General features: G+C 65.1%; 5 protein-coding genes and 5 pseudogenes. 3 read left to right on the plus strand and 7 right to left on the minus strand.

Going from position 1 to position 13,435, the window contains the following annotated elements; translation table 11 throughout:
• Window positions 1-23 precede the first annotated feature (23 nt).
• The gene (locus XCSCFBP4642_RS0115900; protein ID WP_029220668.1) at window positions 24-266 is read left to right on the plus strand and encodes an RNA-binding S4 domain-containing protein; all 243 of its coding nucleotides are present in this window, start codon (window positions 24-26) and stop codon (window positions 264-266) included.
• Window positions 263-582: pseudogene (locus XCSCFBP4642_RS25035) on the plus strand (hypothetical protein). Before XCSCFBP4642_RS0115900 ends, XCSCFBP4642_RS25035 begins: the two are co-directional and overlap by 4 nt.
• A gap of 150 nt (window positions 583-732) precedes the next feature.
• On the opposite strand, the gene ubiM reads toward XCSCFBP4642_RS25035, so the two are convergent.
• The 3 genes and pseudogenes from ubiM to XCSCFBP4642_RS25045 all read right to left on the minus strand — a co-directional run bounded on the left by ubiM (window position 733) and on the right by XCSCFBP4642_RS25045 (window position 4,568).
• Window positions 733-1,911, minus strand: coding sequence for a 5-demethoxyubiquinol-8 5-hydroxylase UbiM (gene ubiM, locus XCSCFBP4642_RS0115910; RefSeq protein ID WP_029220669.1), 1,179 nt, complete (start codon window positions 1,909-1,911; stop codon window positions 733-735).
• A 636-nt stretch (window positions 1,912-2,547) separates the two neighbouring features.
• Window positions 2,548-3,347, minus strand: a pseudogene (locus XCSCFBP4642_RS25040) (IS1595 family transposase).
• A 252-nt stretch (window positions 3,348-3,599) separates the two neighbouring features.
• Window positions 3,600-4,568: pseudogene (locus XCSCFBP4642_RS25045) on the minus strand (IS5 family transposase).
• A gap of 2 nt (window positions 4,569-4,570) precedes the next feature.
• Here XCSCFBP4642_RS25045 and XCSCFBP4642_RS0115925 point away from each other — a divergent pair.
• Entirely contained in the window at window positions 4,571-5,749 is a 1,179-nt protein-coding gene (locus XCSCFBP4642_RS0115925) for an IS4 family transposase (protein WP_033898453.1), read from the plus strand.
• A 106-nt stretch (window positions 5,750-5,855) separates the two neighbouring features.
• On the opposite strand, the pseudogene XCSCFBP4642_RS29695 reads toward XCSCFBP4642_RS0115925, so the two are convergent.
• The 4 genes and pseudogenes from XCSCFBP4642_RS29695 to XCSCFBP4642_RS0115945 all read right to left on the minus strand — a co-directional run.
• A pseudogene (locus XCSCFBP4642_RS29695) lies at window positions 5,856-6,481 on the minus strand (glycerophosphodiester phosphodiesterase family protein); the annotation flags it as partial.
• Window positions 6,470-6,661 (minus strand): annotated as a pseudogene (locus tag XCSCFBP4642_RS29485) (hypothetical protein); the annotation flags it as partial. The pseudogenes XCSCFBP4642_RS29485 and XCSCFBP4642_RS29695, both read right to left, overlap by 12 nt.
• A 102-nt stretch (window positions 6,662-6,763) precedes the next feature.
• On the minus strand, window positions 6,764-11,680 hold the full coding sequence (locus XCSCFBP4642_RS0115935; protein ID WP_029220671.1) for an alpha-2-macroglobulin family protein: 4,917 nt from the start codon (window positions 11,678-11,680) through the stop codon (window positions 6,764-6,766).
• 678 nt (window positions 11,681-12,358) lie between these two features.
• Window positions 12,359-13,342, minus strand: coding sequence for a nucleoside hydrolase (locus tag XCSCFBP4642_RS0115945; RefSeq protein WP_029220672.1), 984 nt, complete (start codon window positions 13,340-13,342; stop codon window positions 12,359-12,361).
• Between the last annotated feature and the right edge of the window lie 93 nt (window positions 13,343-13,435).

Below are 13,435 nucleotides of genomic sequence, written 5' to 3' on the forward strand. Positions count from 1 at the left end.
CTGTTTTGGTCAACGAGCGCAACATGCAGATCCTGGAATTCGACATCGACGGCGAGTACATCGAGCTCCACCAGTTGCTCAAGCTGGCCGGCCTCGCCGACAGCGGCGGCCAGGGCAAGGCGATCGTCGCCAGCGGTGCGGTCAACGTCGACGGTGCGCAGGAGCTGCGCAAGACCGCCAAGATCCGTCCCGGCCAGGTGGTGCAGCTGGAGGATGTGGAGATTCGCGTGATGGCGATGGACCCGGACGCGGCACCGACCGAATGAAGGTAGTGGAGATCGGCCAGCGCAACATCGCACCCTCGGCCGACGACCCGGAACACGACATCCATGTGTGTCCGATCGCCATCGGTTCGGCAACGCTCTTCTGGTTGGAGCACTCCATCCGCAGCGGCCATGCCGAGCGTGGCGGCTGCAGCATGCTGGCCCTGCACGAGCTGGAAGGCTGGCGCGGCCACTGGCGCGCGGACGCGACCAGGGCCGGCTGCGCCTGGGCGATTCCGCTTTGGAACAGGCCTTGCGCAGCGGCGATGCGCAGGCCGCGATCGAGGCGATCGTTGTGCGGGTGGACGCCTCGCCCTGAGCTCAGCCAGCGCGCTTGCGGCATGCACAGCGATGCGCGGTCGGTGCGCTGCATGGCTCCATCACGCGTGGAAACAGTCAACCGCTAGCGCACCGGGCTAAGGCAGCGTGGTGCAACAGGCGATGATTTCCCCGCCACAGCCGCAACGCGTCAGACGCCCCGCTGGACCAGATGCGCAGCAATCGCCCGCTTGAATGGCGCCACCGCATGCGCGGCCCGCAGCGCCCCCGCTCGGACGAGCCGTACCGGCAGGCGATCGTCGGTGTAGAGCGTCGCCAGGGCATTGGTGGCCTCGTACAAGGGGCGTGTGGCGACGCGATGCGCGCGCTCGTAGTCGTGCAGCAGCGCAGCGCTGCCAATGTCCCGCCCGCTGGCCGCCGCTCGACGCACGCGCTCGGCCAGGCGTGCCTGGCTCTGCAGTCCGAAGTTGAATCCGTGGGCGGTGACCGGATGCATGCCCACCGCCGCATCGCCGATCAACGCCGCGCGCGCGCTCACGAAGCGCTGTGCATAGCTGGCGATCAATGGATACGCATGCCGGCTGCCGTCCTGATCCATCGGACCCAGGCGGTGCTCGAACGCATCGGTCATCGCAGCGCCGAACCGCACGGCGTCGAGCGCGAGCAAGGCCTCGATCCGTCGCGGCGGCAGGGTGAGCACCGCGCCGGCACGATTGCCATGCAGCGGCAGCAATGCCAGCGTCTTGCCATAGCCAAACCACTCCCACGCCGCGTGGTGATGCGGTAGCGCATGCCGCATGCGACACACCAGCATGGTCTTGCCGAAATCGCGCAGCTGCGCACCAATGCCAAGCAGGCGCCGGGTACTGGAAAACCGGCTGTCGGCAGCCACCAGCAGACGCGCCGACAGCCGCTGGCCATCGGACAGTTGGAGCTGCACGCCGGCGCCGCTGTGCTCGATCGCGCGCACGCTGCAACCGCAGCGCAACGCCACCCCGTCCTGACTCTGCACCGCCTTCCAGGCGGCGCGCCGGATCAGGTGATTGGGCACCAGCCAGCCGAGATCGCCCACGCCAGGTGCAGAGGCGGCGAAGGTCAGCGCAAATGAAGACCGTCCGTCCATGACCCGCGCATCGCACAGAGGCGAGATTGCTTCGGCCGGGAATTGCTGCCAGATGCCCGATTGCTCCAGCAAGGCGCGCGAGGCATGGGTCAGCGCGATCTCGCGCCCGTCGAAGGCGGGGTCGGCCAGCTGCGCGTGCGGCTGCTGATCGACCAACACCATCGACAGGCCGATGCCAGCCAGCGCGCGCGCAAGACTCAGAGCCACCGGCCCGGCACCAACGATCGCGATATCCACCTTGCGCATGCCGTGCATCCGTGATTGCCGATGCAGGGAGTCTAGAGCCGGCAGACTGCGCAGCGCTTGATCCAGATCAAGCGCTGCGTCCTTTAGGGAAACTCTGAACAACTCCCCCTGATCCTGCGACAATCGCACAGAGGCACCAGGACGATGACGATGCAACTGACCTTCGGCGACGCGGAGTACAACAGCAAGCGCANGCGCGTTCTTCGGAACCCAGGTGCCTGTACTGTGTGCCCATGCCGCTACCCTACGTCAAGGCGGGGTGTTGCACTTGGAAGTTGAGTCTAAGCTATACGAAGACCTTCAGGCCGCTCGGGAAAGCCGGATTGAACAGGACACAGGAAGTGCGTTTTGAATAACGGCTCAATAACGGTTCCAGGTTCTGAGGTTTCTCCACATTTCTTCCTGCAATATCAAGCGCCTGTTGATTCAAGATGTGGAAGAAGCTGCGCGCATGGGACACGCTTCAAGGTGACTAAGCCAGGGAAGAGTGCCGACCATGCGCGCCAGTGAAGTATTGCAGAAGTGCCTGTCTAACTCACTCTCCGGGATGCATGCATTACGCCAACGCACCTTGCTGCGCGCGGTTGAAGCGCTAGTGAAGGTCTGAACAAACCACTACCTGATTAGCCCCATCCCTCAGCCATGGAAGTTGCTTGCCATACGCAAAACGCGCTCTGGGCAAGGTGTGCAACGCAGCAGCGCCGTCGCCAGCCGCGGCAGCATCTGTTTCAGGTCGAATCGGCGGTTGAAGCGATAGGCCGCCTCGGCCAGGTAGCGCCTTGCATACTTGGCCTGGCCCACCGCATGGTAGGTCCCGCTGATGGCGCGTTTGACATTGCCCAGCACCACATTCAACCAACGTGCTCCCTGGACGTCGGTTGCAGCACGACCGCCGCCGGTATCGAGGGTGGTGTGGGCATGCCCGGCCTCCTCCAGACGGCGAAAGCACGCCAGGCCGTCGCTATAGACCTCACACTCCGGCTCCAGACGGCGCGCGATCCAGTCCTTCAGCGAGGCGTTGTCAAAGGCCTTCACCGGCTCGATCACCGCAAAGACCGGATGCTCGTGGGTGTGGTCCACTTGCACCGCGATCACGAACGGCTGCTTGTTCTCCGAGCCCCGTCCGCGCTTGCCGCCGCTGCGTTCACCGCCAGATACGCGTCGTCGATCTGCACAAACCCCTTGAGTTTTCGCGGTTCTTCGCGCTCGGTCATCGCCTGCATCCACAGGCGCAAGGACAGCTTGCTGGATTGCAACAGCGTGCCAGCACGCAAGGTGGTTTGATGCCGGCACGCCCGGCACTGGTAGTACACCTGATCATCGCGTCGAACGCGCGAGCGCGCGCGGCCGTCGCACTGCGGGCAGCGAAATCCCTTCGGCCAGCGCCACCGATACAACGCCCGGTAGCACTTGGCTTCGGTTCAGTAGCGATCCATGAACTCGCTCAGCGACAAGCCTGGCTGAAACTGCACGATGTTGATGCCCCTCTCCCACCTCCGTTGCCTTGAGCTGGGGTCATTGTCCAACCGCAGCGTCGCAGATCCTGCAACTACGGCTGAGGGATGGGGCTAATCAGGAACCGCTAAACCCCTCAAATTCCAGCCTCTTGCATGTCAGCGACGTGCAAAATGCTGCGTTTGGTGCGATTTCTGCAACTTTCTAGCGGTTCTAGCTGCCGCCAGGCAGCACTATGCCCGGGCCGGCAGCAATTGCCGGCGCACCATCCACAGGTTCGACAGCGCAAACAACGTCAGCACCTGTGCAGTGTTCTTGGCCAAGCCGCGATAGCGCACCTTGGTGTAGCCAAACTGGCGCTTGATCACGCGAAACGGATGCTCCACTTTTGCGCGCACGCTGGCCTTGAAGTGTTCTCAACGTTCTTCCCGGGCACGCTCGCGCTTGTTGCCAATGGCTTCAATCGCGGAGCGCTTGGCGGCAATGAAAAACGCAGCCTCGCAGCGCTGTAGCTCCTCGCGTTTTTCCGCACCGGTGTAGCCGCTGTCGCCGAACACGCGGTCTTCCTTCCCGTGCAGCAATGCGTGCGTCACCGTGACATCGGCCACGTTGGCTGCGGTGCACTGCACATGGTGTACCAGCCCGGAAAATTCATCCACCCCGATGTGCGCCTTCATCCCGAAATACCACTGGTTGCCCTTCTTGGTCTGATGCATCTCAGGGTCGCGCGCACGATCTGCATTCTTGGTCGAACTGGGTGCAGCGATCAGGGTTGCATCGACGATCGTGCCAGATCGCAGGCTCTGACCCTTGGGCGACAAATGTGCGTTGACCTCTTCCAGCATACGCGCGGCAATACCGTGGGTCTCCAGCAGACGGCGAAAGTTGAGAATCGTCGTCTCGTCCGGAACATCGTCCAAGCCACCGAGCTGGGCAAAACGCCGCAGCGTTGCGATCTCGCGCAATGCCTCTTCCATCGCCGGATCGCTCAACGCATACCATTGCTGCAACAGATGAATCCGCAACATCGTCGCTAGCGCGTACCGCTGCCGACCGGGCCGCCCCGACACCGGATAGTGTGCTTCGATCAGCGCAAGCAATTGCTTCCACGGAACGATGCGCTCCATCTCTTCTAGGAAGATCTCGCGCCGCGTCTGCTTGCGCTTGCTCAGGCCTTCGGCGTCACCGAATGTCAGTTGCATGGATGCCTCCTCACTCCGAACCAATAGTGTCGCTCATTCGTGGTACGTTGTTCAGAGGTTCCCTAGTGCACGGATGCCGGCTGACGCTGATCGACATCGCACGCGCCTGGCCCGGTGCGACGCGGGTACGTGCGCCCCTCAAGACATGCGACCGCCTGCTGTGCAATCGCACGTTGCAGGTCGAGCGATCAGCCATCGAGCAGGACATGGCGCATTGGCTGTTGCGCGGCGAGCAGCCGGTGATCGTCATCGACTGGAGCGATTTGAAGCCGGACAAGTCGTGGTGCCTGCTACGCGCCGCCGTGCCCATCGGTGGGCGCACGCTCACCTTGCTGGACATGGTGGTTGCTGGGAACCAGCAGGGCTCGCCCGGCGCAGAGAAGCGTTTTCTGCAACAACTGCGCGCACTGATTCCAGACGATGTGCGTCCGATCCTGGTCACCGACGCCGGATTCCGCACGCCATGGTTCCGCGCGGTGTCGGCGATGGGCTGGGATTGGGTCGGGCGTCTGCGCGGACGCACGCAGGTCAAACCGCAAGACGTGCCCGATGATGCAGCGCAATGGATCGATAGCCGTCGCCTGCATGCGCTGGCGTCCAACCGTGCACACGAATTGCCACCGATGCAGGCCAATCGCAGCGATCCACTCGATTGCCGTCTGGTGCTCTATGCCAAGACTCGTCAGGGACGTCAGCAACGCAACCGACGCTCCCCCGCCAAGGTCTCGCGTGCATCTTCAAGTTTGAAAGCAGCAGCGCGTGAGCGCGAGCCATGGCTGATCGTTGCCTCCCCACAGCTGCAAGCGCCAAGCGCGAAGCAGTTGGTCAACCTGTACGCACGAAGGATGCAGATCGAGCTGGCTTTTCGTGATCTGAAATCGCATCGCTACGGTCAGGCGATGGAAGACAGCCTGACCCGTCGCGGTGAGCGGTTGCAGATCCTGTTGTTGCTCAACACGCTGGCCACCTTCGCCAGTTGGCTGGCAGGACTGGGCTGCGAAGCCACCGGTATCGCCAAGTGGCTATCGCCAGGCAGCAGCACTCGCAAGCTCTACTCGACACTGCGCGTCGGCCGCGAGGCGCTGGTCAGGCGCTGGCCGATGAAACCGGTCTCACGCTGGCTAGATAGCTTGCGCGCACTGCCCGACGCAGTGCGCGAGCAGATGACATTGGTGCTGTAAAACGTGGGGATACCTAAAAGAGTCAGCTACCCTTTGGTGCCCGCTCTACAACGTGACACGGTGGCGCTTGATTCGGTAGCGCGCCGATCAGCACGTCCACTGCAGGCTCCTGCGTCGCGCGATAGCGCAGCAACGCTTCCGCTGCATCGGTCTGGATGAGGCTCACCCCATCGCGGTACAGGCGGCCCCAGACCTGGTCCGGGTTGCGCACCGCATCGGCATCGCCACCATAGCCGGCGATAAACCCTTCCCACAACGAGTTGACCATCAACCGCATGTTGTGTGCCTTGCTGACCGCTGCCAGGGCGGGCAATTGCTCCGCGGCCATCTTGGGCAACTCGAATGCCATCGGGCGTGCGTTGCGGGTTTGCGCCGTGGCGATCGCGGCCAGATCGGCCGTGCCGTGCGCATTGATCAGGTCGGGAAGAAGTACACGGTGTTGAACGGCACCATCCCCGCCAGCAGCGGCGTGGCGATGCCGGCTTCGGCCTTGACGATCACCTGGTGCTGCATCCCCAGACGCGCGACTGCATCGATCACCTGCACATAGATCGCATCCTTGACGTCCAGATTCAACAGGATGCGGCACTTGGAAGCAGCCGGCATCTGATCCAGCGCGACCACGCGCTGGTCGGTCAATGGCACCCGTGCGCCGCCTTCATCGCTGCGCAGGCGCAGCTTCTGCAGGTCGGCCAGGGTCAGCTCCGACAGCTTGCCGGTGGTGTCGGTGGTCATGTGGGTTTCGGTATAGCTGCTGAGCGTCTGGTAGTTGACCGATACCGTGAGCCCGTACTGTTGCTCGCTGCCGAAAGTGCGGCTTCCGGTGGCATTCAACCGGTAGCCAGGATCGTCCTGATCGCGCGGCTTGCCCACGTCGTTGGCGTGGCCCAGCGCGGCCTCGGCGCTGAAGAACGTGAGGGTGCGGGGCGAAGCCACTCGGCCATCGATGACACCACACTTCGTACCTTCCCTCATCCGCCCCTGCGGAGCAGGGAGAAGGACCAACGCATCGTCTTACGGCTGCACCACCGAGATCGTTGCCGGCACAGTGTGCCCCACCCCGCGCAGCTCCGGCCGGTACATGTCTTCCACCAACGATGGCGGCACCGTGTAGGTGCCCGGGGTGACTGCGCGCACCAGGTAATACAGCTGTGCCTTGCTGCCCGAGCACAGCGCCAGCGCGGCCACATAGCGGTCGTCACGGAATTCTTCGTGCTTGACGTCGGCGGCGCTGGAACGCTCGCTGATGCCGATGCCGTCCACCACCACATCGGCCCATTGCTTGGCATCGCCGAGATTGAAGTTCTCGATCTCCAGGCCGGCGGGCAGCAGGTCGGTCAGCAGCGCGTCCGGCATGTCGCTGTTGGCGGTGATGGTCACGCGCACGATCAGCGCTTCGCCTTCCTTCAATGCACGCGGGGTCCACGGTTTGCCGTCGGTGGTGTACCAGCTGCGCTCCACGCTGAGGTTGCGCGTGTCCGGCTCCGGCGCGCTGCGCGGGATGCCGGCCACTTCCAGGCTGGCGTACATCGGTACCTCGCCCTGCGGTGCGAACTGCACGCCGCGCGCCAGGGCGGCGCTGTCGAAACTGCGCCCGAACAGGCGTGCCGGCGCAATCTCCTGCGTCTGGCCGCCAACAGTCAAGGTGCCGGACACCTGCTTGCCCTGGCCGACCATCAAGGCCTTGCCCAAGCGCGCCAGCGCCACCTGCTCCTGCGTGCTCAGCCATAGCCAGCCAGTGGCGCGGCGTGCATCCAGCGCGCGGCCCAATGCCACTGCGCGGGTGTCGTACTCGGGCTTGGACAAGCCACGCTCGTGCAGCAGCGCCATCATCAAGGCATCGTCGCGGATCGCGCTGCCGTAATCGGCGAAGTACGGCGGGCGCTCGTTGCTGTCCTTGGCAAAACCCGCCTTGATCGCCGCCTGCCCACGCTTGGTGTCGCCCTGCAGCGACAGCGCCGCGCCCAGGTGCACCAGCGACAGGCCGGTGAGCGCCTTGTCGCGCTGGTTGTCGTACAGCGCGCGCAGCGTGCCCAGCGGGGCGCGGTTGACGCGTGCCAGCACATAGCCGGACCAGGCCTGGTTGGCGAACTTCAGGCTATCGCGGCGGTCCTGCCCGTAGAACTCGTTGCCACCGGACAGCAGGTCCTCGCTGAGCCGATTGAGCGCCTTCTGCAGCACGTTGTCGGGCACCGCAAAGCCGGCGTCCTTGGCGTCGAGCAGGAACTCGGCGATGTATGGGGTCAGGCCCGGATTGACGTAACCATCGTCGCCCCACATCGAAAAATGCCCGCTGGCGATCTGCATCGATGCCAGCCGCCCGAACGCACCTTCCATGCGTTCGCGGCGCTTGGCCGCATCCAGCCCCTGGGTGCCCAGTGACTTGGCGGTGGCGTCGTCGAGCAACAGCGCTGCATAGCCCTTGCTGGTGGTCTGCTCGGCGCAGCCATACGGATAGTCCAACGCACCCTGCAGGGCGCTGGCGAACGGAATCGGCGGCAGCGGGCTGACCACCATGCGCGCGGTCACCGAGCCGGCCATCAGGCCATCGGCAAAGCCGCTGTCCAGGGTGATCGGCGCCAGCGGATCGAGCACGCGCGTCTGCGCACGCAGCACCTGCGGCCAGCCGGCACGCACCGGCAGGTCGTAGCTGCGGTCGGCCTTGAAGCCGTTGCCGTCCACGCGCACGCGCACCTTGGCCACGCTATAGCCTTCGGTGGCGCTCAGCGGGAAGCTCAGCGTCTGCTTGGCATCCACACCAAGCTTGACGCTGCGCGCCGCCTCGGCGATGGCCAGCGGGCCGATCCCGTCCACGCGCACAGTGAACTCGCCCGGCTTGCCGGTGAAGTTCTGCACATCCAGCGTCACCGTGCTGCGGTCGCCCGGCGCCATCACGCGCGGCATGCTGGCTTCGGCCAGGATCGGCGCGCGCACGATGGTTTCCATATCGCGGTTACCGTAACGGGTATCCGAATACACCAACGCCGACACACGCAAGGTGCCGTTGAAATCCGGCACCGGCAGTTGCACGCGCGCATTGCCACGGGCATCGAGCTTCACCGAGCCGGAGAACAGGTCAACGGTTTGCACGCGCGCGGTCGGGCGCTTGGCCTGCGGCAAGGCTTCCAGCGCCATGTCGCCGCCGAACTTGAGCTTGCCGCTGGCGCCTTCGAAGCTTTCGATCACCCGCCCGTAGATGTCGTAGGCATCGGTGCCCAGACGACGCTGCGCGAAGAACTGCGCGTTGGCATCGGGCACCGGGAAGCGAGTGATGTTGAGGATGCCCACGTCCACCGCCGAGATGGTCACGTGCGCCGCCTTGCCGGCCAGCTCGGGCACGCTCACCGTCACCGGCAACGCCTGCTCGGGGCGCATCTGCTTGGGCGCGGACACGCCCACCGCCACGCGTCGCGCCTTGCGATCCATCGGCACATACGCCACGCCCACCGCACGCGCCGGGGTGATCTTGCTCGGCGCACTGCCGCCGCGGAACACCAACGCGGTGACGTAGACATCGTGGCGTTCCCACGCCTCGGTGACCGGAATGTCGAAGCTGCTGCCCGGCTTGACGTCGATGTCCTGCACGTACAGCAGCTTGTCGCTTTCCACCAGCAGCACGCCCTTGCCGGCATGCGGCGGGGTCAGCGTGACGGTGAGCGTGTCGCCGGCGCGATAGGCGGTCTTGTCCAAGGCCAGCTTGACCTTGTCCGGGCGCGCGTCCAGGCCGCGGTTTTCGTCGTTCCAGCTCCAGCCGGCGCGGAACGGGTAGCGCGTGGTCAGCCCGGTGGACGGGTCGAACACGTCCAGGCGGTACTCGCCCCACTCCACCGGGACCTCGAGCCTGGCGTTGCCGCCGGCGATGTCGAGCGTGCGCGTGTCCTTGTTCTCGAAGCGGCGGGTGAAGTCGTAATCCCAATGGTCGTCAGTGTAGTTCCAGTGGTAGTCGCGCAGCTCGCGCACCAGCGTGGCCTTCAGGCCCTTGGCCGGCTGCGGCTTGCCATCGGTATCCACGCGGGTGATTTCGAAGCGCGCGGTGCCGTTGGCGTCGGTGCCGTCCTTGTCGTCGAACAGGGGGCGCACGCCGACCAGCGCCCTGGCCGGCCACAGCACGCGCTTGACGCTGCGGGTGACGGTGCGCCCGCCGGTCTCGTACACGCTGCCCGAGACCACCGCCGCAATCGTGCTGACCGGCTTGGCTTCAGCCGGCAATGCGATGTCTTCGCGCAGGATGCCGTCGCCACCGAATTCGGTGTCGATCACGTCCTTGGCGTCGTGCGGCAGCTCCAGCGTGGGGTCGCCGAAGAACCAGCCCGGCAAGGACTCGAGCGGGTGCTGCTCGACGCTGACCGCAAGCTTGGCGGTGAAACGGTTGCCGTCGGCCGGCGCGCCATACAGATACGCGGCATTGGCGACGAGCGTGAACGGCTGGCCGGGGCTCAGGGTCTTTTGGGTGCTGTCCAGATCCAGCTTCATGCGCTCGGGCAGGAATTCTTCCACGCGCACGGTCATGCCCTGCACGGCGTCCTTGCTGGCCGGATCGGTGCGGAATTCCACCTGCCAGCGGCCGGTCGGCGCATCGGCCGGAATCTGCTGGCTGAACTCGAAATAGTCCTGCTCACCCGGCTGCAGCCTGGTCTCGCGGAAGGTCTTGCCGTCCGGCTGCTTGAGGCGCAGGAACACCGGTTGCCCGCCTTTCGTCGGCCCGGCGGTGGGCTTGCCGTCGTTGTCGCGCAGGATCGCCGACACGCGCATGGTCTCGCCGGGGCGATACAGGTCGCGGCCGGCCCAGGCGAACACGTCGAACCAGGCGCTCTGCCGCCCGGCCACTGCGAATTCGCTCAGGTCCAGCGCCGGCTGGTTGAACGGCAGCACCGAGATATCGGTCTTGCTGCGCGCCACCAGTACGTGGCCGGCATCGAGCGTGTAGTTGAGCAGCGCATTGCCGTTGCCGTCGGTGGTGCCCTTGAGGAACAGCTCGCCCTTGGCATCGAGGACGCGCACTTCCACGTTCTTGATCGGCTCGCCGCTCTGCAACGAGGCGGTGTGCACGAACAGCTTGTCCTTATAGGCGCGCGTATGCAGGCCGATGTCGCTGACGGTGAAGAACGCGGTGTCGAAGCCATTGTCGAAACTGCCGGCGCGCTTCATCACCGCAAAGTACAGGCCCGGCTCCTGCAGTTCCTTGATGTCCTGCGTGGGCAGGTAAGTCAGCACGCGCTCGTTCTGCTTGCCGCCGAGAATGAAACGATTGACGTAGACCGGGGCGGCCAGCTTGGACAACGGCTGCTTGTCGTTATATTCGCTCTCCAATTCCCAGCTGCCGCGACGACCACCGCGCTGGAACTGCTGGAAGAACGCCGGCAGCGACTTCTCGCGCACGCGCAGGAACTCCACGTCCACTTCCGGCACGTTGACCGACACCACCGGCAGACCGCGGCTCTCGCGTGCCGGCAGCACGCTGCCTTGCGAAGCGAACCCGGCCACCGGCTTGAGCGCGCCGGTGTAGACCTTCTGCTTGAGCGGCTTGCCCAGGCGGCTGCCATCGGCGGCCAGCAGGTTGGCGTCGACCAGGACGGTGTAGTCCTTGGCCGCTTCCACGTACGGATAACGCAGCGTCTTGCCGTCGTCGGATAGGGTCCAGCTACTGTCGCCGGTGCCGACCTTTTCCTCGAAACGCACCAGCGCATCGAAGTCCTGCGTGCCCACCAACGGCCGCGAGAATTCCAGCGCCAGCGACAGGCCGTCGCTGGTCTGGTCGGGATAGGCGCGCGCCAGCGCAAAGCCGGTAATCGCCTGCGTGTCGGCCTTGATCGCCTCGCCACTGGCGGCAGGCAGCTGGCCGCTTTCGTTGCGCTTGCACGCCACCGCACCGATCGCCGCGCCCAGCAGGACCACCCACAGCAACATGCGCCGCGTGCCTGACCACGTCATCCCTGATTCCCGGCTATCCATTCGCACTACCCCATGACTGAGGACGCAAGTATAGCGATGCCGTTCACGTCACCGATGGCGGCATGGGGCGACGCAAGGACTTGCCGATGGACGGCGATGACGCGCCACCGGGCCAGCGCTGCGACGGGACCGCCGCGCCCGACCAGTGGTGAGCGCAATGGTTTGACACCGGTCCATGGCAGGCCGCTGAGTTGCGGCTTGGCTGCAGGGCCCTTGCCCGCCCACCATCGCAGGACACGCCGCAAGTACGTCCATGTAGGCTCTTACGCGGCATCCATGCCGCGTAAGGTCCCGCGACGGTGGGCGGGCAAGGACCAGTCGAGATGGTCGGTGTGCAGGGGCGCACACAGGGCATGGCGTGCATTGTTCGGAGGATGGTGCGTCGAACAAACGTTCCATCACAAGCAGAGCAACAAGCAGGCGTTCAACCAAGCAACCGACGCATTTTCTGGTGCGGTGTCCTCGCCGATTGCGGGACCGTGTGGCGGCATGGATGCCGCCACCGAGCCTACAAGGACGTACTTGCGGCGTGTCCCGCGAGCGGTGAGGGCACCGCGCACACGACCAACCAGGCTTTTGACTGCATCCCAAAGTACGGCCAATAAAACCACTACGCTCGCCACCAAGCCGGCACTCACCACATTTTGATAGTCACTCCTAGCGCAACTGCAGCACCGTGCGCATGTACAGGTCGATCAACGCCGGCTTGTCCGCGCGCAGGCAGGCCTGCACGTTCGGCGTGCCTGCGCCTTCGCGGGTGTAGCCCTGCGCATCGACGTCCAGATGCAGCGGCGTGGTCGGGCACAGGTCGGGGCGCAGCAGCCAGGCCACCGGCACGGCGTCGAACAGGGTCGGCGTGGCGCTGGCCCAGGGCTGGTCGGTATTGCGCCACTGGTAATACAGTTGGGTGAGCGCATCGGTGAGCCCATCGCCATGTGCAAACAAGGCGATGCGCTCGGGTTCTTCCAGCGTGATCTGGGTGGCGTCCAAGGGCAGCAACACGATCGGCACGCCGGCCGCGAATACCCGCTGCGCCGCCGGTACATCGGCCAGGATGTTGTACTCCGGCGCCGGCGCGCTGGCCGAACGATAGGCCGACTTGCCGTAGCCAACGCGCACCGACCCGCCCATCGCCACGATGCGCTTGAGCTTGGCAAAGCCGGCCGGGTCGCGCTGCTGCGCCACTGCAGCGTCGGTCATCGGCCCCAATACCAGCAAGGTCACCTTGCCAGGGTGCAGGCGCGCCTGCTGCAGGATCATCGCCGCCGCATCCGGCAGCTTGCCGGGCAACTGTCCCCTGGCGGCCCAGCGCGCCTGGCTGAAGGGGATCGCGCTGGTGGTGCGTGCGCCCACCGCCAACGGAATCTCGCTGCGCCCGGCCTGCTGCAACAGGCGCTGCAGCAACTGCGCACGCACGCTGGTGTCGCCCCAGGCCGATGCGATGCCCAGCACATGCAGCTGCGGGCTACGCAGCAACAGCCCGAGCGCAAACGCATCGTCGATGTCGTCGCCGATATCGGTGGAGACCACCAGCAACTCGGAGGACGTCGACGTAGACGTGGGCATTGGCGCCGGCTGCGCGGCATTGGCGGCAGGCGTCTGCGCACATGCCACTGCCGACGCACACCACAACCCCAGCATCCACCACATGTTTCGCCATCTCCGATGCATGCATCCACTCCTGCGACCATAAAAAAAACCGCCGGCATGTTGGCCGGCGGTTCGATAGTGCTA

The sequence above is a fragment of the Xanthomonas cassavae CFBP 4642 genome (assembly GCF_000454545.1).
Taxonomy (GTDB): Bacteria; Pseudomonadota; Gammaproteobacteria; order Xanthomonadales; family Xanthomonadaceae; genus Xanthomonas; species Xanthomonas cassavae.